The sequence below is a fragment of the Haloglomus salinum genome (assembly GCF_024298825.1).
Lineage (GTDB): Archaea > Halobacteriota > Halobacteria > Halobacteriales > Haloarculaceae > Haloglomus > Haloglomus salinum.
On the sequence record NZ_CP101153.1, the window covers coordinates 4,056,898 to 4,078,312 of the forward strand.

At 69.8% G+C, this 21,415-nt stretch carries 22 protein-coding genes; 12 read left to right on the plus strand and 10 right to left on the minus strand.

The features are described 5' to 3' along the window. Positions 1–78 precede the first annotated feature (78 nt). Entirely contained in the window at positions 79–813 is a 735-nt protein-coding gene (locus NL115_RS19880) for a proteasome assembly chaperone family protein (protein WP_254831058.1), read from the plus strand. 389 nt (positions 814–1,202) lie between these two features. On the opposite strand, the gene NL115_RS19885 is transcribed toward NL115_RS19880, so the two are convergent. The 3 genes from NL115_RS19885 to NL115_RS19895 form a co-directional block, all read right to left on the minus strand. Beyond that, entirely contained in the window at positions 1,203–2,066 is an 864-nt protein-coding gene (locus NL115_RS19885) for a hypothetical protein (RefSeq protein ID WP_254831059.1), read from the minus strand. Between the two features lie 194 nt (positions 2,067–2,260). Then, on the minus strand, positions 2,261–2,818 hold the full coding sequence (locus NL115_RS19890) for a hypothetical protein (RefSeq protein ID WP_254831060.1): 558 nt from the start codon (positions 2,816–2,818) through the stop codon (positions 2,261–2,263). 169 nt (positions 2,819–2,987) lie between these two features. Further along, positions 2,988–4,118, minus strand: coding sequence for a DUF7345 domain-containing protein (locus tag NL115_RS19895; RefSeq protein WP_254831061.1), 1,131 nt, complete (start codon positions 4,116–4,118; stop codon positions 2,988–2,990). Between the two features lie 456 nt (positions 4,119–4,574). On the opposite strand from NL115_RS19895, the gene NL115_RS19900 reads away from it, so the two are divergent. Genes NL115_RS19900 through NL115_RS19915 form a run of 4 tightly spaced genes read left to right on the plus strand, consistent with a single transcriptional unit; the run spans position 4,575 to position 8,063 of the window. Further along, the gene (locus NL115_RS19900; protein ID WP_254822626.1) at positions 4,575–4,739 is read left to right on the plus strand and encodes a DUF7331 family protein; all 165 of its coding nucleotides are present in this window, start codon (positions 4,575–4,577) and stop codon (positions 4,737–4,739) included. After that, on the plus strand, positions 4,740–5,924 hold the full coding sequence (locus tag NL115_RS19905) for a DUF6517 family protein (protein WP_254831062.1): 1,185 nt from the start codon (positions 4,740–4,742) through the stop codon (positions 5,922–5,924). 42 nt (positions 5,925–5,966) lie between these two features. Further along, entirely contained in the window at positions 5,967–6,425 is a 459-nt protein-coding gene (locus NL115_RS19910; protein ID WP_254831063.1) for a hypothetical protein, read from the plus strand. 24 nt (positions 6,426–6,449) lie between these two features. Next, complete coding sequence (locus NL115_RS19915; RefSeq protein ID WP_254831064.1) at positions 6,450–8,063, plus strand: tail fiber domain-containing protein; 1,614 nt, start codon at positions 6,450–6,452, stop codon at positions 8,061–8,063. A gap of 216 nt (positions 8,064–8,279) precedes the next feature. Here the strand turns inward: NL115_RS19915 and NL115_RS19920 are convergent, their stop codons facing one another. Beyond that, positions 8,280–9,923 (minus strand): class I adenylate-forming enzyme family protein, encoded by a 1,644-nt coding sequence (locus tag NL115_RS19920; protein WP_254831065.1) that lies wholly within the window; start codon positions 9,921–9,923, stop codon positions 8,280–8,282. Positions 9,924–10,052: 129 nt separating this feature from the next. Further along, positions 10,053–10,535, minus strand: coding sequence for a metal-dependent hydrolase (locus NL115_RS19925; protein ID WP_254833122.1), 483 nt, complete (start codon positions 10,533–10,535; stop codon positions 10,053–10,055). Positions 10,536–10,666: 131 nt separating this feature from the next. Between NL115_RS19925 and NL115_RS19930 the strand changes: the two genes are divergently transcribed. Next, positions 10,667–11,041 carry a hypothetical protein gene (locus tag NL115_RS19930; RefSeq protein ID WP_254831066.1) on the plus strand — a complete coding sequence of 125 codons (375 nt, stop codon included), beginning with the start codon at positions 10,667–10,669 and terminating at the stop codon, positions 11,039–11,041. A 24-nt stretch (positions 11,042–11,065) separates the two neighbouring features. After that, positions 11,066–11,674, plus strand: coding sequence for a peroxidase-related enzyme (locus tag NL115_RS19935; RefSeq protein ID WP_254831067.1), 609 nt, complete (start codon positions 11,066–11,068; stop codon positions 11,672–11,674). A gap of 101 nt (positions 11,675–11,775) precedes the next feature. On the opposite strand, the gene NL115_RS19940 is transcribed toward NL115_RS19935, so the two are convergent. Then, positions 11,776–12,423 (minus strand): hypothetical protein, encoded by a 648-nt coding sequence (locus NL115_RS19940; RefSeq protein WP_254831068.1) that lies wholly within the window; start codon positions 12,421–12,423, stop codon positions 11,776–11,778. Between the two features lie 126 nt (positions 12,424–12,549). Continuing rightward, a complete protein-coding gene (locus tag NL115_RS19945; protein WP_254831069.1) occupies positions 12,550–13,035 on the minus strand; it encodes a DUF456 family protein in 486 nt (161 codons plus the stop codon). Positions 13,036–13,221: 186 nt separating this feature from the next. Between NL115_RS19945 and NL115_RS19950 the strand changes: the two genes are divergently transcribed. Then, complete coding sequence (locus tag NL115_RS19950) at positions 13,222–13,749, plus strand: hypothetical protein (RefSeq protein WP_254831070.1); 528 nt, start codon at positions 13,222–13,224, stop codon at positions 13,747–13,749. Between the two features lie 21 nt (positions 13,750–13,770). Here the strand turns inward: NL115_RS19950 and tmcA are convergent, their stop codons facing one another. Further along, positions 13,771–16,128: a tRNA(Met) cytidine acetyltransferase TmcA gene (gene tmcA, locus NL115_RS19955; protein ID WP_254831071.1), complete on the minus strand. Its 2,358-nt coding sequence runs from the start codon at positions 16,126–16,128 to the stop codon at positions 13,771–13,773. A 186-nt stretch (positions 16,129–16,314) separates the two neighbouring features. Here tmcA and NL115_RS19960 point away from each other — a divergent pair, with 186 nt between their 5' ends. The 3 genes from NL115_RS19960 (at position 16,315) to NL115_RS19970 (ending at position 17,972) form a co-directional block, all read left to right on the plus strand. Then, positions 16,315–17,223: a nucleotidyltransferase domain-containing protein gene (locus NL115_RS19960; protein WP_254831072.1), complete on the plus strand. Its 909-nt coding sequence runs from the start codon at positions 16,315–16,317 to the stop codon at positions 17,221–17,223. Positions 17,224–17,354: 131 nt separating this feature from the next. After that, positions 17,355–17,624, plus strand: coding sequence for a hypothetical protein (locus NL115_RS19965; RefSeq protein ID WP_254831073.1), 270 nt, complete (start codon positions 17,355–17,357; stop codon positions 17,622–17,624). Positions 17,625–17,681: 57 nt separating this feature from the next. Then, positions 17,682–17,972, plus strand: coding sequence for a DUF7545 family protein (locus NL115_RS19970; RefSeq protein ID WP_254822639.1), 291 nt, complete (start codon positions 17,682–17,684; stop codon positions 17,970–17,972). A gap of 25 nt (positions 17,973–17,997) precedes the next feature. Here the strand turns inward: NL115_RS19970 and NL115_RS19975 are convergent, their stop codons facing one another. After that, on the minus strand, positions 17,998–18,669 hold the full coding sequence (locus tag NL115_RS19975) for a 2,5-diamino-6-(ribosylamino)-4(3H)-pyrimidinone 5'-phosphate reductase (RefSeq protein WP_254831074.1): 672 nt from the start codon (positions 18,667–18,669) through the stop codon (positions 17,998–18,000). 53 nt (positions 18,670–18,722) lie between these two features. Beyond that, positions 18,723–19,457: a GNAT family N-acetyltransferase gene (locus NL115_RS19980; RefSeq protein ID WP_254831075.1), complete on the minus strand. Its 735-nt coding sequence runs from the start codon at positions 19,455–19,457 to the stop codon at positions 18,723–18,725. A 151-nt stretch (positions 19,458–19,608) separates the two neighbouring features. Here NL115_RS19980 and NL115_RS19985 point away from each other — a divergent pair, with 151 nt between their 5' ends. Beyond that, positions 19,609–21,414: an acyl-CoA dehydrogenase family protein gene (locus NL115_RS19985; protein WP_254831076.1), complete on the plus strand. Its 1,806-nt coding sequence runs from the start codon at positions 19,609–19,611 to the stop codon at positions 21,412–21,414. Position 21,415 lies beyond the last annotated feature (1 nt).

Genomic DNA, 21,415 nt, shown 5'->3' on the forward strand with positions numbered 1-21,415 from the left:
TTGACAGTCCCGTCAAAACGTCGGCCGGCGCGGCGCGCCCCCCCTCACGTTGAAGCCCCTGCCGAGCGACGCGCCGGTATGGCACACGTCGACATCGAGGCCGACATCGACCTGACCGGCGCGACGCTCGTAGAAGGACTCCCCGGGGCCGGACTCGTCGGAAAGATCGCCGCCGACCACCTCGTCGACACGTTCGAGATGCCCTGCGTGGGGGGACTCCACTGCGACGGGATTCCCGAGGTGGCCGTCTACCACAGCGACGATTCCGAACTCATGCCGCCGGTCCGGTTCTACGCCGACGCGGACCAGGACCTGCTCGTTCTCCAGAGCGACATCCCCGTCTCTCCCCAGCGGGCCACCGGCTTCGCCGACTGCGTGACGAGTTTCGTCGTCGAACACGACATCACGCCGTTCTACCTCAGCGGCCTCCCCGGGGAGAAAGACGGTACCCCGGAGCTGTACGGCGTCGCGTCCGGTGACGCTGGAGGCCGCCTCGACGAGGCCGGCATCGTCCCGCCACGGCAGGGCGGCCTGGTCAGCGGCCCCACCGGCGCGCTCCTCTCGCAGGCACAGCGCCAGGACCTCGACGCTGTCGGCCTCATCGTCGAGACGGAGGCGCAGTTCCCCGACCCCGAATCCTCCCGCGTCATCATCTCCGGCGGCATCGAGCCCCTCACCGACCTCGAGGTCCCGACAGAGAACCTCGTCGAGCGTGCCGAGGAGATCCGCGAGGCCCGGGAACAGCTCGCCCAGCAGATGCAGCAGGCCGACGAGGAGTCGAGCCAGGCACAGCCGCTTCGAGGGTTCCAGTAGCGCTTCGTTCGAGCGTTTTTGCGGTTCGAGTTCGCTGGCTGCGCCAGCGAACCGCTCACCGCAAAAAACGTTCAGAAAACCGGCCGCGCCTCGCTACGCTCGGCGCGGTGAACGGTACGCCTGCGGCGCGCCGACGCACGTCCGGTTCCCTGAGCCGCTTTCCGCTACAGGACGTGCCTGGTCCATCGGCCGCGTATACAACTGAAACCACAAATTACATGATAATCATAGGAACAAATAATAAATGCCGAGTATTTTTGACATATTTAGGATGCATTGAATTTGTATCCCGTATCCACCCCCTGTCAATGACCGGGGCTATCGGTTCGTCGTGACCGATGAGCGCGGGCGAGGGGACTGTGGTCGGCGGTCCCGTCCCGCTGCCCGTCTCAGTCCGTCGTCACGCGCACCCGGTAGAACCCGGCGAGCGTCATGACGTGGTCGAACTCCCGGAGGCGGGACCTGTCGTGTCCGGTGTAGTCCGTGAGCGGTCGTTCCGCTTCCGCGCGGGCGTCGGCGGCGATGGTGTCGGGCTGGTTTACCGTCGCGAGCGAGAGCGTCCGGTCGGCGCCGTCGACGGACGAGAACCGCAGGGCGACGTAGTAGTCGCAGGGCGGCGTGATGGTCGGCACGTCCGGGTGGACCCGGTAGGTGGTGCCGTCCCGCCGGACCCACAGCTCGGGATAGCTGCCGTCGCCCTGCCGGCCCTCGCGCCTGATGTACTGGTAGGGCCGGTTCTGCGGCGGGAGGTCGACGGCCATCCCGTCCAGAATCCGCCCGACCGGGTCGCGGACGGCCGCCGGGAGGTCAGCGAACCGGTGGACCGTCGTGTCCTCGGGAGGTGTGGCCTGTGCGGCCCGGTACTGGACGATGTAGTGGCCGCCGGTATCGCCCTCGACCGCGTAGCTGCCGGACAGGTCGCCGGCGTGGCGGAGCCGGACCGTCCAGCCCGGCTGGACCGGCGAGCGGCCGCAGTCCTCGGGTCGGATTCTCCCGCGAGCAGTATCGCCACTCGCGGCCGTCCGGAGCCAGTCTCGCCACTGCCCGGGGAGGACCAGCGCGCGCTCGCCCGTCGGCAGGTCGTCCGTCCCGACGTACTCGTAGGTGACCGTCGCCCCGGCGTCGGTGGGCGACGTGTCGGTCGGGGAATCCGTGGGCGCATCGTCGCCATCAGCGGGCGAACCGGAGGAGAACGGACTCGTACATCCGGCGGTCGCTGCCAGCATCGCGAGGTAGGCACGTCTGGAGGGCATATCCGCCGGATGACGGTGTGCGGAAAAACGTCTTCTGGATGCTCAAAGGGGTGCTTGTTTCTGGGGCCGGGACTCGCTTTCCGCCAGGGGATTTCGGCCGGGAGAGAGCCTTCACTTCGGGGTGAACGGCGGGTCCTGTGGGGTCGAGTCCTCCGTCTCCCGGCTGCAGGGCTCGGCACGCCGGAACGCCCACCTCAGAGCAGCCCGCCGATACTCCGGAGCAGGTTCACCACTCCCCAGAAGAGCCCGCTGACGACGCCCCGACCACCGATCCGGATGTCGCGGGACGCCAGCGCCTCGCGGAACGCGACCCCCGGTGAGTCGGCGGTGGCGATGCGGTCGAACGTCTCCTTGTCCGTGGTCATCCGGATCGAGGCGTCGCTTCGGGCGCCCGCGCGCAGGTCCTCGATGCGGTTGTCCCCGGTCAGCCGGAACGAGAAGACCGCCGTCTCCCCGTCCGCGGTGGTCACGTGGAAGTTGACCACGTTGTCGGTGGCCAGTCCCCCGGCGAGCCCCAGTTCGGGCTGCTCATCATTGTAGGCCGTGGTGACCGACGAGACCCGCAGGTAGAACCGGCTGCCGAACGTCGTGTCCGGCGACTCGACCGGGCTCCCGAGGGCGTCGCCGCCCTCCCGGACGCCGTCGCCGGCCACTGCGCCGGGGTCGGCGGTCGCGTTGCCTTCCTGTGCGACCACGGCGCCGGCCGGTGTGGCCCCGCCGCTGGCCACACCACCGGCCAGGAGGAGCAGCACGCAGCTCACCACCACGAGACCAGGATGCGTGCGCCGACTCGAGTTCACACCCGTCCTTCGGGCGAGACCACCATCAATCGCCGACTCCCTTTGGCCGAATCCGGGCCATTTCAGCACTGTTTTCATCGCCGAAACGGTCCGTTTACCGGTTGCTGTCCCGCGACTCCGGTCAGACATCCATCTCCCCCGGCAGTGAGAGCACGTTCTCGCGGCCGATGCGGTACACCTCGATGGTCCCCTCATCCTGCATCTCGTTGACGACCTGGCTCGTCTTGGTCTCGGACCAGCCAAGCTCGCTCACCACCTCCTGCTGTTTCATCCGCCCCCCTCGCGACTCCAGCAGGTCGAGGACACGTTCGGGGTCGCTGAGGAGCTCTTCGGGAACCGCCGCCGCAGCGCCGTCACCGTCGCCGGACGGCTCCTCGGTCGCCGACTCCTCGGCCGCGGTGGCTGGGTCGTCCGCAGTGGACGGGTCGTCCGGTGTGGTCCCGGTGCGGTCCTCCGACGAAGGCCACGGCAGCAGACGCCCGTCGGGGTCGCGTCGGCGCCACCAGTACACGCCGACACCCCCGGCGCCGGTAGCCGCGACGAGGCCGACGACGGCCCCGATGGTCGCGAGCGTATCGGGGGCGAGGAGTGGACCGCCACCGACGGTGACCCGTGGCTCGTAGGGCGCGAACTCGACCGGACCTCGCCAGACGACCGCCCTGTCGCGCCAGGTATCTGGGTCCGGGCTGACCTGCTTCGCGTCGAACCCGGCGGGCCACTGCACCACGAGTCGGGTGTCCGCGTCCGAGAGCGGCAGCCGGGTGATGGCGTCGCCGATGACCATCCGCCCACCCGACCGGGAGGCGAAGCCGGTCCACACGAACCGGTACACCACCACGCCCTCCCCGGTCGGGAGCTCCCTGGCCTGGACGGTGACGTTCCGGATCTCCATCGACCGCCCGGTCCGGCTGGCGGCGACCTCGGCGGCCTCGGCCATCATCTCCCGGTAGGGGCCGGTGTACTGGAGCGGCCGGGCCTCGATGCGGTCGTCGACGGTCTCGAACCGCGACCGCGTCTCCTCGTCGTCCAGGGCGACACGGTAGCCGACCTCCCAGACCGCCGAGCCGTCGGGCTGGACGGCGATGCGGATGGCGGTGGTGTCCGCCGCCAGCCCGCTGGTGTTGCGCTGGACGGCGGGGACGCTGTCGGTGGTGCTTCCCCCCGGATTCGGGGACGGCGACCCCCCGGCGACGGTGGCCAGCAGTGCTACCACCAGCAGGGCCAGCACGGTCGAACCGCGGTAGCGGTCCATCCTCCTTCTACCGGGGCATTACCAGCCGCTCTCATAATCCCTCGGTCGGCCGTCGGGACTGGGAGCGTCCGAACCGGCGGCGCCGGACCGGGAGCATCGCCCTGAGCCGGGATGTCCGATGACTTCCCCAACTGCGCGCGAGGCCGAACGCCGTCCGGTTCACCACGGCGGTGCTCCCCCGTCACAACCGAGGGCGAAATTCTAGTATTTGAATCCAGCGACTGTTTTGACGAGAATCCGGCAAGGATTCACGAGAATCGCACGACGTGGAGGGTATCAAATCCGGACAAATCCACGCGGAACCGCCTCGATTCACCACCAGCGCCGGGGATTTATACAGAACTCCAGGGGGCATGTGCAGTCACGATGCGAGGAACCGCATCGGCACGCTCCGGTCCTGTCACGGCGGTCACGGCCCGGTCGACGGGTGCGGATGCGTGCACACGGAGACAGCCCATGACCCGGAACCACGAACCGAAGTTCGACACGGACGAACCGCACACGACCGACGACCAGTACGCGAGCTTCTCGACCGAGGCGGGGCTCGTCATGTACGACCCCGACGACCCGGACGCGTGGCTCGAGGCCGACACCACCATCGACCCCGCGGAGGTGGCGTAGATGTCTCGAGACGACGCCACCACGGGCGGCACGTCGCGGCGGAGCGTGCTCAAGACGCTGGGCGCGGCCGGCGCGGCCGGCGCCGTCGGCCTGGCCGGCTGCAGCGAGGTCGCGGCACGGGAGTACGAGGCGGCCCCGGTCGCGCTGGACGCCGCCGCCGAGGAGCGGGGCTTCCACGCCGTCGACGTCGGCAGCTGGGAGGAGACTCGCAGCGCCGAGGCGCTCGGCATGGAGGTCGACGCGACGCTGACGAACCAATACGCCGCCTACGGGGGCCAGGATGCCCACCTGGGGCTGGTCGCGATGCCCGCGGTCGAGGAGGGCGGGGAGGCCCTGAACCCGCTCGCTGAGCGACCGCTCCCCGACCTGGTCGACTCCGCTGCCGCCCGGTCGCTGCTCCGCCGGCTCAACATCGAGCCCGAGGGGGAGCTGGCATGGCGGCGCGGCCCGGAGCGGCTCGGAGTCCGTGAGACCGCCTTCCTCGGCCGGGAGGCCCGTGCGATGGCGTTCACCGGAACCACCGGCGGCGGCGAGGAGGTCCTGCTCCACGTCGCTCGCATCCGCCACGAGGGCGACGCCGTCTTCGGCGTCCGGGTCGATACCCGGCCCCTCGAACGCGACCAGGAGCGCGCCACGCCGACGGATGGCGGCAGCGAGGACGAAGACGGCTCCATGGACTCGGGCTCCGGCGGCGGCTGGTCGCCCCCCGAGGCCTGGGAGCGCTTCGATATCGGTCTCGGACACGGCGAGCGCATCGACCCCTGCGCCGGTACGCCCGGTCGCTGGGTCGAGATCACCAAGCCCGAGGACCGTGGGCTCGTCACGCTGGACGGCTCGACGAGCGGCGGCTACCAGTTCCCAATCGAGTACGACGGCGGGAAGCCGTACGCCGAGGTGACCGCCGAGGCCGACACGGGGAAGGTCCTCGGGGTCTGCGGCGGGTGGCCGGACGACTTCGACCACTACGAGTGGAGTTACCGTCGCATCAGCCAGCACAGGGGGCACTGCGGGCCGACGCTGAACAGGTGGATCTCCGCTGGCACGGGGACCTCGGTGACCATGCCGCTGGAGGACTGCGCGTGCGGGTTCACGATCTACGAGATCCGCGTCGAGGCGTACGACTCGCAGGGCAACGTCGCCTCCAGCGACACCATCCGCTACAACGTCAACGTGTGGGGGTGCTGAGATGACGGACTCGCGACCTCCCCGGCACGGAGGTGACCAGGCGTGACCGACGAGGCCGACACCACGGTCTCCGGCGAGACCTCCGACAGCCGGGTCGCGCTGAGCCGGCGGCAACTGCTGGCCGGGACCGCCGCGGGCGCCGTCGTGCTGGCCGGCTGCTACACCGCCGTCACCGAGCTGGACGACGGGGCCGGTGAGTCCGGCGGAGGCGGCACGCCGACCCCGACGTTCGGCTACGGCGGGTCGCCGGACGGCGGGGACGCCTCCTCGACCGGGACCCCGGACCAGCGTGGCGAGTGGACCCCCGGGGCCACCGAGACGGGGACCCGCCCCGACATCGACTGGCCCACGGACACCCCGACGGCGACAGCGACACCCAGTCCCACGCCGTCACCGACCCCCAGTCCGACCCCGACGGCGACGCCCACGTCGCCCCCGATTCAGGACGACTTCGGCGAGCAACGCTACGGCGAGTACGGCTACGGGGGCGTCGGCCCGTAATCCGGCGCACACGAGGTGAACACAATGAGCAAGACTCCGAACCACGGCTACAACGTTCCGCAGAAGGGCGCGAAGAACTGGCACAAACCGCTGAACGACAACTTCCGGCAGTACGACATCGACATCGAGGTCCGCGACGCCGCGTCCAACCGCGGGAACTACACGCCCAAGCAGGGCGCGAAGTTCCTCGCGACCGACCTCGGCGTGGTCTACCTGGGCGATGGGTCGAACTGGCTCCCGATGCTGGCGCTGTCGCGGCTCCGGACGCCTGCGACGACGGGCGCCGCGGCTAACCTGATCGCCGGCCACCCGGGCAACAGCGTCGCGAGCGGCATCAGCGGCGCGACGGTCGCCGGCGGTGGCTTCGACGACGGGAACACGGTCGAGCCCAACGAGGTGACGGCCCCCTTCGGGACCGTTGGCGGTGGTCGCGGGAACGCCGCCGGCGCCGAGAACGCCACGGTCGCGGGCGGCGAGGCCAACTCAGCCAGCGGCCAGGACGCGAGCGTCGGGGGCGGCACCTCGAACGTCGCCTCCGGGCAGCACGCCACGGTCGGCGGCGGCGACCTCAACCGGGCCACCGGCCAGGATGCCATCGTCGCGGGTGGGATGCGCAACGAGGCCACCAACCAGTGGTCGACCGTCGGCGGCGGGAACAACAACGTCGCGAGCGCCGGCAACTCGACCATCGCCGGCGGCTCGAAGAACACCGCCGAGTTCGACGCGGCGACCGTCGCGGGCGGCTACGACAACACCGCGAAGTACACCGCCACCGTTGGTGGCGGGGCCGAGAACAGCGCCGGCGGCGACCACTCGACCGTCGGCGGCGGGGAGAAGAACACCGCCAGCGCGGAGTACACGACCGTCGGCGGCGGCGGACGGAACGAGGCCACCGACAAGATGGCCACCGTCGCCGGGGGCGTCGGCAACACCGCGGACAGCACCGGGACCGTCGGCGGCGGCCTCGGGAACTCGGCGGGCTACGTCGCCACCGTCCCAGGGGGGCGGAACAACGCGGCCAACGGGAGCTTCTCGTTCGCCGCTGGCCGGCAGGCGACCGCCGACGGCGACGGGAGCTTCGCCTGGGGCGATAGCACCCAGCGGAGCGTCACGGCCTCGCGGGCGGACCAGTTCCTGGTCCAGGCCGGCGGCGGTGTGACCGTCTTCTCCAGCAGTGATGCCTCCACGGGTGCGGAACTCCCCCCCGGCGGCGGCTCCTGGTCCTCGCTGAGCGCGAGCTCCGCGAAGACGAACATGCAGCCGGTCGACCCCGGCGCGGTCCTGGACCGGGTCGCGGACCTGGATGTCAGTCGGTGGGAGTACGACAGCCAGGAGGACGCCACCCACATGGGCCCGATGGCCGAGGACTTCCACGACGCGTTCGGGCTCGGTGCCGACCGCGACCGCATCGCCACCGTCGACGCCGACGGCGTCGCGCTGGCAGCCATCAAGGGCCTCGACCAGCGGGTGGACGACTGCGAGGCGCGTGTCGCGGACCTCGAACGCGAGGTCGAGAGACGCGACGAGCGCATCGCGGACCTGGAGGCCACGGTCGCGGAACAGTCGTCGGCACTCTCGGACCTCCGCGACGAGGTCGCCGACCTCCGCGAGACGGTCGGCGAAACGGACGCGGCGTGAGCTATCACCCCCGCTGCCCATCTCGGCCCTCCCACGACCCGCCTACCGGACGACCGGACACACTGGCTGCGCCTGAAATACTGGGTGTCCCAGCCATGAGTCCTTGATGCATATTGAACATTCTTGTCTAGTTATTCTGCAGTTATTACGATTATTCCGGATATATTCCAGCCTATTACGATAGGAGCGGAAAATCGGACGGGGTGAAACGGAGCTCTACAGCTCGCCGCCGCTCTCGAGCTGGCCGCCGTCCAGTCGCTCCTTGGCCATCTCCTCGAGCTGGAAGCGCTGGACCTTCTGGGTGGCGCTGCGCGGGAGTTCGTCGACGAACCAGATGCGCCGCGGGTGGGCGTAGGTGGCGACGTGGTCGAGCGTGAACTTCCGGAGTTCCTCCTCGGTCACGTCCGACCCCTCCTCGAGGACGACGAACGCGACGGGTGCCTCGCCCTTGACAGCATGCGGGGCCGCACAGACACCGGCCTCGGCCACGTCGGAGTGCTCGTAGAGTGCGTCCTCGACCTCGGCGGGGTAGATGTTCTCCCCACCCGCGATTATCATGTCGTCCGAACGGTCGACCATCCAGAGATAGCCGTCCTCGTCGACGCGCATGATGTCCTCCGTGAGGAAGTAGCCCTCGTCGTCGAAGACGGCCGCCGTCTTCTCGGGGAGCTTGAAGTAGCCCTCGAAGACGTTGGGGCCCTTGATGGCGAGTTCGCCGGTCGTGTCCTCGCTCTCGAAGTCGAGGTCCTGGTCCGGGAAGGGGCTGAGCTGGTCGTTCGTCACCTTCGTCTCGCGGGTGTCGGGGTCCACGAGTTTCACGTCGCAGACCTCCAGCACGGGGCCGATACAGCCCGCGGCCTTGCGGACGCCGTGCGAGGGCTCGATGGTGCCCGCGGGCGCGGTCTCGGTCATCCCCCAGCCCTCGATCATCGGGACCCCCCAGGCCTCCTCGATGGTCCGGCGGACGTTGTCCGGGAGCGGCGCGGCGGCGCAGTTGACGTAGCGCAGCGCGGAGAGGTCGTACTGGTCCTCGTTGCCGCGGTACTCCTGCCACATCATCGTGTACATCGCCGGGACCCCGGCCATCGTCGTCACGTCGTGCTCGTCCAGCGCCGTCAACATGTTCTCGGCGTCCGGTTCGGGCTGGAGGTGCATCGTCGCGCCCTTGTAGAGGTACGTCGACATGATTGCGTTCAGGGCGAAGATGTGGAACAGCGGCAGCACGAGGACGATGGAGTCGTCGGCGTCGACGGCGAGCCCGCCCTTGGTGTAGGCTTCGACCGCAGAGAGGAGGTTCTCGTGGCTCAGGAGCACACCCTTCGGCTTGCCGGTCGTCCCGGAGGTGTACGGCTGGCAGGCGATGTCGGAGATGTCACGCTCCGGCCGGTCGAACTCGGTGGGCTGGTCGGTCATCGCCTGCGAGTAGTTGACGATGCCGTCGTCCGTGACGCCGGGCAGGAGAAGTGTCTCGATGTCGGTCGCACCCGCGAGCTGCTTCGCCTCGTCGGCGAGAACGGGCGAGGCGATGACCACGTCGGCCTCGGAGTTGTTCACGACGTAGCCGAGCGTGTTCGGGTCCATCCGGAGGTTGAGCGGGACCGCGACCGCCCCCGCGCGGATGATGCCGAAGTACGCCGGCGGGAACTGGTTCGTGTTCGGAATGAACAGCCCCACGCGGTCGCCGGGTTCGACGCCCTGCTCGACGAGGAGGTTGGCGACCTGGTTGGCCTGCTGGTCGACCTCGGTGAAGGAGAGTTCCTGCCCGAAGGAGGTGAAGGCAGTCTTGTCGCCGTACCGGTCCGCGGCCATCGTGGCGACATCGCCGAAGTGGCGCAGCGGTTCGCCGTTGTGGTGTTCCATAACAGAGGGAGGAACCGCCGGTCACGGCATAAAGATTGGCGCCCGGCACGGCTGCCGGACTAAAAGCGTCCGGCAGATGCAGGGCCGAGAAGGTCATCGGAGGGGTGACGGGGACGCGGCATCACCCGCTCAGGCAGGGGCCGCGACGAGCAGCACGGCCGCCGTCGCGAACGCACCCAGTCCGAGGAGGGCGTAGTTGGCGACGGTGTTGTCCGCCCGGGCGATATCGAAGGTGAACGAGTCGGCGGGGAGCGGCCAGAAGAGGTTGACGCCAGCGGGCGTCAGCATATCCGCGAAGAGGTGCGACCCCACCCCGAGCACGCCGATTCCGGCGCCGAACACCGCCGCACGCGTCGGGCCACCGAGCGGTTGCCACGACCCCTGGCCGACGGCGTACCCGACCGCTCCCAGTGCCCCGGCGACCAGCGCCAGGAACAGCAGCGAGTGGGTCGGCCCCCGGTGCGGGACGAGCGGGAGGTCCATGTCCACGTCCGGGAGCGTCGCGAGCGCGAGCACGCCCGCCCCGCCCACGAACGCCAGGAACGGGTCCGCCTGCACGAGGATGTAGCCGACAGGTGCGTAGACGAGCAACGCCATCCCGTAGTGACCCATCGCGTACACACCGGCGGTTCGGCGGCTCCGGATTTGAACCTGTGGACGGACCGTCACGCCACCTCGCCGACCGTCGGGCGACCGTCGGCCGATGCCCACAACTAAACCGCTGCCCACCGTACCGGTCGGCGATGGTCGGGGTCCAGTCGGTGGTGGAGGGAGTGGTGGAGACGTTCGGTCCCTTCCTCATCCCGGTGACCGTCTTCGCCATCGGAATCGTCGGCTACACCGTCCTGTACCTGGTGAGCCGGCAGTTCCGACCGGATTCGGAGGAGGGCGTGGTCAACCTCTCGGCCGGGACGCCCGAACGCTCCGCCACCGACAACGACTACGGCGCCAGCACCCGCGGCGTCCGCCCGTACGACGACGATGAGGAGGGCGCGACGACCGACGGGACCGAAGCCGACGGTACGGGGCGCTCCGGAGGCGGGAGCAGTGCCGGTACCGGGCCGGAACACGAGGGGGACGACGGCCGGACCAGTGACGCCCCCCGGCACAACGACTAACTCGGTTCCAGACGGAATCGCGGTATGGCTCCAGCCGACGAGACGCCGACGCTCCGGGACAACGCGATGACGCGCTTCCCGGTGCCCGACTTCGAGGACCTGCCAGATGACCTCCAGGAGCGAATCACCGAGGAGGCCGACCAGGCCGGCTTCACGCCGAACGTCTTCTCCGCGATGGCCCACCGCCCCGAGCAGTTCCGCGCCTTCTTCGGCTACTACGACGCCATCCACGAGAGGAGTTCGCTCGCGCCCGAGGAGATCGAGATGATAATCGTGGCCGTCTCGGGGACGAACGACTGCTACTACTGCATCGTCGCGCACGGCGCCCTGCTCCGCATCTTCGGCGAGGCACCGCTGCTCGCGGACCAGATTGCGGCCAACCACCGCCTCGCCGACATCTCGGAGGAGCACCGGGCGATGCTCGACTTCGCGGTGAAACTCACCGAGTCGCCGGGGCGCGTCGACGAGTCCGACCTCGACCGCCTCCGCGAGGCCGGCTTCGACGACGAGGCCATCTGGGACATCGGCAGCGTCGTCGCCTACTACAACCTTGCCAACCGGATGGCGCTCATGACGGATATGCGTCCGAACGAGGAGTTCCATACGATGGGGCGCACGCAGAACAAGGACTGAAAGGGCCGATTTCATCCCTTCCGGCATAGCCCTGTTACAGAGGTTCGAAATCCCGGATTCGAACGTCGGCGAGAAGTAACGCGACTGTGCTCTGTACTGTCTCAGGAATAGATATCCTCTCCGATATGAGTTCGGTTGCCGTCGAAGGCTGCATCTACGCCACTCAGATGGTTGCTCCAGCCCCAAGAGCCATCAGAGTACTTCTCTACAAATCCCTCGGCCGCCAGATTCTGTATGTCTCCGATATGATCACTATACTCCGTGTCCATCGGATAGAACAGGATATCATCCCAGGAGTAGTTTCGTGAGATCTGTCCCCAATCGATACCGTTGCTCGAATAGAAACTTCGGAGCCCCTCCTGGATACCGGTACTACTCAGTCCTTCGCTCTCAGGGAATCCGACCTCGATCAATGCGTGAACTCGGTCGTACTGAGGGCTTTCAACGTTCACAATCCGCCACGGATACCCGTAGCTGGAGAAAATCGAGGCCGCCAAGATGCATTGGTCGCCGCACCTCCCTCCGCGCTCCCACGTTGTTCTCGGCTCCCGGTATCCCTCATGTTGGTCATAATAACTGACCTGAGTACGAATGTAGTTATGAACGGCTCCTGCAAAATAGGCCCAATGCTCCGCTTCATCCGAGTAGTCCATCCGGTACTGTTCGAAGATGTGCTCCCCCAGGTCTCGGATGTCCGCCTCGATATACTCGATATACCCGCGGAGGTCCTCGGTCGTCCACTCGGTCATCGTAGCATAAGCATCCGTGTATGTCGATAAACAATTTTCCACAGGTCGGCCGAGCGGAAGGCAGCGAATCACTCTCCGGACGAATGGAGCCACAGAGACCGGACTGGTTGGAACCTCTGCGCCAGGTCAGGCCACCAGCAGGAACCCGACCAGCATCGCCCCCGTCACGACCAGTTGTGCGAGCGCGCTCCCGAGGACCGCGACGGTGGCCGTGCCGGCCGCGCGGAGCGACCCGCGAGGGTCACCCGACCCCCGGAGTTCGAGCAGGAACACCGTGCCGGCGACGCCGACGACGACGCCGAGCGGGCCGAGGACGAACAGGAGCACGAAGCCGACGACGCCCGCGATGGCCGTCGTCCTGGTCGAGGCGCCGCCCGCCTTCGCACCCAGCGGGGCCGCGAACCAGTCGGCCGCGAGGCCGAGCAGTCCGAGGGCGACCAGCCCAGCGAGCGCGAGCGTGCCGGGCGTGGTGTAGTCCGTGGCCCACCAGTAGGACAGGACGCCGGCCAGCGACAGCGCCGGCCCCGGGAGTCCGGGGACGAGACTCCCGAGGATGCCGACGAGCAGGAGCGCGAGCGCAGCCAGCCACACCGCCTCGACGGTACCCAGCATGGGGACCGACACCGACGGCCCTACCGCGGCGAGGGCGACGGATGCGGGAACGGGAACAGCGGGGAGCGGGGACACGTGTGCCGTGAAGGTTGCGCGTGGGGCGGCTTACGTCCCGTGGTCGGTGGGGCGCGTTTCAGCGTTCCGAACAGGACGCGCCCTTATGCCCGGATGGAACGGTTCTCGACCATGGACGATACGTACCGCTCCACCGTGGGCGTCGTGGCACTCGCGGTCCTGCTCGTCGCCGCGGGGTGTGGGCAGGTCATCGGCGGCGGACCGGCGGGGCCCCAGTACCAGGGCGAGGCGAGTGACTACCTCCTCACGGCGGAGGAGGTCGGCGACGGCTGGACGGAGAACGTGACCCGCGACCCGAACATCAACTCCTCGCGGATCGAGTCCGGGCGGGTCATCGAACTGACCAACGGGAGCGCCGACCTCCAGATTACGGTGCTCGTGTTCTCCTCGGCGGCGGACTCGGGTGCGTTCCTCGACGAGCAGCGACAGGCGTACAACGCGAGCGGCCTGAACGCGACCAACGTCTCGCTCGGCGACGAGGGCATCGGTGCGACCGTCTCCACCGGGACCTTCCTCGAGGCCCGGCAGGACAACGTCTACGTGCAGGTCGTCGGCAACGTCCAGCCGAAGACCGCGGAGGGGTACGTCGAGGCGCAGTTCGAGAAACTCCGGGTCGCGGGCGGGTCCGACGACGAGTAATCGCGGCGAGCCGTCCCTTCCTCAGCCGTCCTCGTACCGCGCTGCTTCCTCGCGAGCCGCCTCGGTCCCGTACGCGTCCACGAGCGCGACGCAGGCGTCCCCGAACGCACGCATGCAGGCGCGGCGGGAGACGAAGTCGAGTTCCTCGGCCACCTCCTCCCAGGGACGGGCCTGACACGCCTTCCGCACGAGGAGGCGCTCTGCGGTGTCGCTCAGGCCCGCCGCCGAGCCCCCGAGGAGGTCGTGGAGCGCGAGTCGGCGGAACGGCCGCGGTGCCGGGGCGTACATCCCGGGCCCGTACGCGGCGGCCGCGACGGTCCGCCACTCGCGGTCGGTGAGGTCCAGCGGGACCGTCGCGTCGGCCGCGCGGAGCGTCGCCCTGACCACGTCCGGGGCCGCGTCCTGGAGCGGGTCGCCGAGAACGCTCCCGATTCGCCGCGCGAACCAGTCCGCGCTCCGGTCGTGGAGGGTGGCGCCCGCCTCCGTGAGCGGACGCATCATCAGCGCGGAGTACTCGCCGGAGGTGTCGTTGCGCGTCGTCGAGAGATGGACCGTCCGGAAGTCGTTGCGCCGCCAGAACCGGAGGAGTTCCGGGGTCGCACCGTAGCCGACACCGAGGTAGTCGACGGGCTCGGCGGGCCAGCGCGGTTCCGGTGGGTCGGTGTCGCCCCTGTCTGCCCCGTCCGCTCCCTCCGACCCGTCCGGCCCGAACTCGTCGGCGACCTCGCGCAGGAGCCGGCTCCCCAGCCCCTCCGAGCGGACGGCGTGATGGGTCGCGATGCGGAGCACCCGGACCCCGACCGGGTCGGCGGCCGCCTCGTCGCGCAACTGCGTTGTCAGCACGTCCGGGAGCATGTTGCCGCGCACGCGCTCGCCCTCGTACATCCGGGCGCGGCGCTCGGCCGGGAGCCCGCCCTCCCGCGCGAGGAGCGCCACGGCGACCGGGTGGCCGTCGTGGGTGAGCGCACGGACGGCGACGTTCGGCGCGTCGAGCAGGCGCGCGAGGTCGTCCGGCTCCGTGCGGTAGTGGGCGAGCACGAGCAGGCCGAACGCCTCGGCGAGGCGCCACTCCTCACCCGGCGCCGCGAGCGTCGCGGGGTCGAGACGCTCGTACGTCGCCGTCCCGGGTGTCGCGTCGGCCACGAGGTCGTCGACCGGCGGCCGCGCGCCCAGCATGAGCGCCCGGAAGGACCACACCTCCACGGGGTCGCCGCCGGCGTACCGGATGGGGTCGTCCAGCGTGCAGTCCGTGACCTCGTAGTCGCTGTCGGCGAGGCGACCACGGAACCGCACGTCGAAGCCACGGCCGGCACCCTCGTACCCGTGGACGGTCGTCGCGAACGCGACCGGAACGCCCGTCAGGAAGCGTTCGAGCAGGCGGACCGGGAGCGAGGCAGCCTCGTCGACCAGCAGGACATCGGGGGCCGTCGCCGCGTCGGGGTCGGCCACCGCCTCGGCCGCGTCCGGCGGGCCCGCGAACCGGACCCTCCCCTCGTCCGTGGCGAGGGTGTGGTCCTCGTCGTCCCACTCGGCGTCCGTGCCGACCGTCGCGAGCAGTTCCCGGGCCCGGGCGAACACCTCGCTCGCGTTCCGGTAGCCCGGCGCCGCCACCAGCACGTCCCGGCCGTCGAGTGCGAGCGCGCCGGCCGCCAGCCCGATGGCGCTCGACTTCCCCCGGCCCCGGTCGGCCGTCAGGACGACGGCCTCAGGGGGGTCCCGGAGGTGTTCACACGCTGCGACGGCGTCGGCCTGGTCGCGTGTCAGGCACGCATCGTAGGCCGCCGCGGGGAAGGCGGCGCCGGCCGGCGGCTCGACGGGCCCTGTCGTCGTCGCGAGCCGGGGCGCCGGGTCCGTCAGCCCGTCGCGCTCGATGGTGGCGGTGACACCCCCGTCGGTGTCCGTGACCGCGGCGATGGCCACGCCCGGATGCGCGCGGAGCGTCCGCACCAGCCGCCGTCGGAAGACGCCGGTCACATCGTCGAGACCGAACGGCGGGACCGCCAGCGACTCGTCGAACCCGTCGCGGCGGTCGGGCCACTCGGAGAGCGGCGGCGCGAGCAACACGAGGAGGCCGCCCCCGTCGACCGTGCCGGCGGCGCGGCCGAGCGCGTTCGGCTGGCACGCGTCGTGGCAGTCCACGACCGTCGCGTCGTACGTCTCGCCGAGGAGGTCACCCGAGCGGGTCGGCGGCCGCCGGGTCGTCGCGTCCAGCGTGTCACGCTCGCTCAGGAGGGCGACCCGGTCGAGGCCAGCGGCGTCGAGCGCACGGCTCGCTGCCGTCTCGCAGGCATCGCGCGAGCCGTGGAGCACGAGGAGCCGGCGCTCGTCGGTGGCACGGGCCTCGGCGACGAGCCGGGTGGCCAGCTCCGGGAGGTCCATACCGGTCGGGGTGGCCCCGAACGGCAAGGGTCCGTCGGTCGGTGGAGACGGCGTGTATTTCGAACATAACGCAGATATTATCCAGAAGTCCAGATTTTTCGACATCTGTGCTCGGTTCCTGCCCATTATGTCATGCGTTCGCACGCCACCGAACACGCTTACCCGTCCGGCCAGCACGGTCCACGCATGACCAGCGACGACCCGCCGGGGTTGGCCGATGCGCTCGCGGCGGTCGAGCGTGACCACGATGCACGTGTCGTGGCCGCTCGCGACATCGGCAGTCGGGCGTGGAACCTCCACTCGCCCTTGAGCGACCACGACGTGGCCGCGCTGTTCGTCCAGCGCCCGGCCGCGTACGCACGTCTCGGCGACGTGGTCGACTCCGTCGAGCGGACGGAGGGCGAGACGGAACTCCGGGCCTGGAACGTCCGCCGGTTCGGTGAACTCCTCGCCGACTCCAACCCGACGGCGCTGGAGTTCTGCCACTCGCCGCTCGTCTACCGGGCCTACGAGCCGCTGTCGGCGCTCGTCGCGGACGTGGCCGAGGAGTTCGGCCCGATGTCGGTCTACCACCACTACCGCTCGCTGGCGACCCGGCAGTACCACAAGTACCTCCAGCAGCGGCTGCTCGACGGCGGCGAGCCAGTGTTCGTGGTCGTCGCGGACCTCGACGGCGCGTACCGCGTCCGACCGGTCGACGACCCGGACGGGCCGACCGAGCGCGTCCCGACGGACCGCTACGAGGTGGCGACCACGGACCGGACGGTCAAGCGGGCGCTGTACGTCGTCCGGGGCATCCTCTACGCCGAGTACGTCCGGGACACCCACCGGTTCCCGCCGCTGGATTTCGGCGCGTTCCTCGACTCGATCGGGGAGGTCGAGGGGTTCGACCCGGACCCGGAACTGGTCGCGACGGCCCGTGACCTCGCCGAGCGCAAGCGGGCCGGCGACGGGGATGCGCTCGTGGGCGACCCCGTCGGGCCGGGCGCGTTGCCCCCGGAGCACATCGACCCGGAGACCCACGCCGTCCGTGGCATCCCCCGCGAGCGGGTGAACGCGTTCATCGAGCGGGCGCTGGCCGACGCGCCCGAGTGAGCCGTCTGCTGGGAGACCGGGGACCCACGCGGGCCGTCACAGGAGTCCGCAGAACCCGCCGGTTCCCGCGACAGCCGGCAGGTCCCGCGGGGGCCGTCGGGCCCAAACCGCGACCGTGACAAGCCCGTCTCATGAGCTACGCCGAGCAGGTCGCGAACACGATCGATGAGTTGCGGACGGTCGCCGAGGAGCACGACTGCGAGGTCGGCCGGGCCGGGAGCTACGACTGCATCGTCGTCGGCGGGACCGGCGAGACCGTCCGCCCGGTTCCGACGGCGGTGTTCCGGACGGCCCGGGAACTGGGGCTGGAGGCAGCGGGGGTCGAGGTGGGCGAGCCGACGGGTCGTCCGCAGGTCGGCTTCGACTTCGTCGAGCCGCCCGAGCGCGGCGACGAGGAGTGAGAGCGCGCCGCGGGCCGACCCACCAGAGTCATACCGGAGGCCGCGCTACCGGAGTGCATGTCAGACCAGTCCGACGCGGTCACGCTCACCATCGACGGTCCCGACGGCGACGACGAGGTCACGCTCCCGGAGGGCCTCCTCGAGATGCTCGCCGAGGGCGACGAGTCCGCGGCCCAGGTCGTCGGTGACCTCGCGATGTTCGGCTGCGCACAGCGCATCCACGCCACCGTCCACCACTCCGAGGGCGGCGTGGACGAGGAGCTGGAGGCCATCGAGGAGACGACCATGGACCTGTTCGAGGAGCGCTTCGGCGCCACCTACGGCGAGCTGACCGGCCACCAGCACTGACCCGGCCGCACGTTCCCTTCTCCGCTCAGGCGACGTCGTACGACAGCAGGACGCCGTCGTCCAGCCGCTCGACCGCCTCCAGCGACAGCGACGGGAACGAGTCGACGAACCCCTCCCCGTCGGCGAGCGTCGGGGCGTCCCGACCACCGATGACCAGCGACCCGACGTAGAGCGTCAGCCGGTCGACGAGGCCGGCGTCGAACAGCGAGAAGATGACCTCACCGCCGCCCTCGACCATGAGCCGGTCGACACCCCGCTCGGCGAGCGCATCCAGCCCGGCCGCGAGGTCGACGCGCGCTCGGTCCCCCTCGCTCGACGCGCGAACGACCGTCGCCCCCGCCGTCGCGAGCGCCCGCTCGCGGTCGGCCGAGAGCGCGTCGCTCGCCAGCAGGTAGGTCGTCGGCTCGCCGTCGAGGATAGCGGCGTCGAGCGGCGTGCGCCCCCGGCTGTCGACGACGACCCGTGCGGGTGGGCCGTCCGCATCCGCCCGCTCGCTGGCGCGGTGGGCCTCGTCGTGGCGCACCAGCGAAGGGTCGTCCGCGAGGACGGTCCCGACGCCGACGAGCACGGCGTCGGCCTGGGCGCGGAGGCGGTCGACGCGGGCGAAGTCCTCGTTGCCGGAGATGCGGACCTGCTCGCGCCGGCGGGTCGAGAGCTTCCCGTCGACGCTGGTCGCCGCGTTCGCGTGGACGTACACACCGGCCGTGCGGTCCGGGGGAGAAAACGGGTTTCGGTGCGGGGGTCCGTGGCTCAGACCTCGACGGCCAGCATCAGCTCGTCCACCGGCTCGTCGTCGATACGGTAGTGGCCCTCTCGGACGGCCTCGACCTCCCAGCCGTGGTCCTCGAGGAACTCGACGGCGGCCCCGTTCGTCGCCGGGACGGAGTTGTAGACGCGGTCGTAGCCGTTGGCCGCCGCCCAGCCGACCCCGCGGACGAGGAGGTGACTGCCGATGCCGAGCCCCTGGTACTGGTCGACCACGCCGACGGTGAGTTCGGCGGTGTGCGATAGCTTCGCGAGGTCGTTGCCCTTCACGCCGGCCCAGCCCACCACGTCGCCGTCGACGGTCGCGACGAAGAAAACGCGCGTCTCGACCTCGTTGTGCCGCAGCAGCGTCTCCTCGTTCTCGACGATGTCCGCGACGGACTCGGCCTCGACGTAGGGCGCGGTCTCGGTGGTCGAGCGGATGGCCCCGATGAGACCGGTCAGGTCGTCCTGTCGGGCCTGTCGGATACAGAACAGCGTGTCGTCGACCTGGTACTCCTCGATGGCCCCCGACTCGAACGCCACCTCCAGGGCGCCCTCCTCGGTCCGGTTCAGGGCGCCATCCCGGGTCAGCATCGCGACGTGGTGCCCGAACATCTCGTGGTCCATCCGCAGGTCCTGCCGGGCCTCCTCGTAGTCGACGCGCCCGTGGCGCTCGACGAGGTCGTATATCTCCTGTCGCTCCGGCCGCTCGAACGTGGGCTGCTGGCGGAACTCCATATCATACCCGTTAATCGACGGTGGACTTAATGATATGGTAACGTTCGACAACCCTCTAGGACTGGCGGCCTGCGGGTGACCGGAGTGGGCCCCTTCCCGCGAACTGAACTCAAGCAGGCCATTTATCTGGAATCGCGGCGACGGTCGAGGTATGGCAACGGACCCCATCGACTACGGTGCCCTCGAGGAGTCGGCGGACTGCAACTACTGGGAGTACGACCCCACGTTGCAGGCCGTCGCCGAGCGGCTCTACCCCGACTCGGACCTCGACTGGGCGCAGAGCCAACTCGAGGAGTTCGGCGAGGTACTGGGCCACAGCGTGGCCCACAACGCGGCCCTCATCGACGAGAACCCGCCGGAGCTGCACACCTACGACAACTACGGCGAGGTCCAGAACCACGTCGAGTACCACCCGAAGCAGTTCGAGAACGAGCGCATCACCTACGAGGAGTTCGGCCTCAGTCACGACGTCTTCCACGCCCCCGAGGGCCGGGACGAACCGCTGAACATCTCGCACGCCCTCCTGATGCAGACGTTCCTCTCGTACGCCGACCAGGGGTTCACCTGTCCGGCGTCGATGACCGTCGGCGCGGCCATCGTCCTCGAGAAGTTCGACGACGGCCCGCTGGAGGAGTTCTTCCAGGGACTCACGGCCGACGACTACGACGAGCACATCGAGGGCGCCATGTTCCTCACGGAGAAGCAGGGCGGCTCCGACGTGGGTGCCAACGAGACCCGCGCCGAGCCGGCCGACCCCGAGACGGTCTCCGACGACGCGCCAGAGGACGCCGAGGTCTACCGGCTCCACGGCGAGAAGTGGTTCTGCTCGAACATCGACGGGCAGGGCGCGCTCGCGCTGGCCCGGACCCCGGACGCCGACGAGGGGACCGCCGGCCTGTCGCTGTTCCTCGTCCCCCACGAGGTCGACGGCCAGCCCAACGGACAGGTGTACCGCCGGCTGAAGGACAAACTCGGGACGCTCTCCGTGCCGACGGGCGAGATCGAGTTCGAGGGCGCCGAGGCCTACCTCGTCGGCGAGGCGGAACGCGGCTTCAAGTACATGGCCGAGATGATGAACTACGAGCGGCTCTCGAACGCGGCCGCTTCGGTCTCGGCCATCGGCCGCACCCTGCTCGCGGCGAAGGTCCGGGCCGCCGACCGCGAGGCGTTCGGTGACGTCATCCAGGAGTACCCCCTGATGCGGCGTGACCTCGTCGAGATGACGGTGGACTACGAGGCCGCCGCGACGTTCACCTTCGAGGCCGCCCGGCTGATGGACCGCCGTGAGGAGGAGGGAGACGAGAGCGAGGCCTACCGCCTGATGCGCCTGCTCATCCCCATCGCGAAGTACCGGACCGCGCGGATGGCCGTCGACAACACGAGCTACGCGATGGAGGTGCTGGGCGGCAACGGCTACGTCTCCGGCTTCGTCACGGAGCGGTTCTTCCGCGACGCGCAGGTACTCCCCATCTGGGAAGGCCCGTCCAACGTCCTCTCGCTGGATGTCCTCCGCGCGCTCGAGCGCGAGGGGGCCGCCGAGGCGCTGCTCCCGTACGTGCAGGCAAAGCTCGACGCCGTCGAGCATCCACACCTCGAACCGCTGGCCGAGGAGGTCGAGGCGGCCTTCGGCGACCTCCAGCGCGGCCTCGGCGCGCTCGCGGGCGAAGACGGCGACTACGCCCAGTACCAGGCCAAGAAGCTCGCGGACCTCATCTTCGACGTGGTGACGGCCACGCTCCTGCTCGAACAGGCCCAGGACGACATCGACGCCGGTGAGGGCCGCCGTGCCCTCGTGGCGGAGGGCTTCGTCAACACCCGCTTCCGCGACGAGTCACGCGTCATCGACTCCGGCGAGCGCTTCGCCATGACCGACGAGGTGTTCGACGGCGTCGCGCGGTACGCGAGCGTGGCGCCCGACGCGCTGGTCGATACCCCCGAGCCGACCGCCGACGACTGAG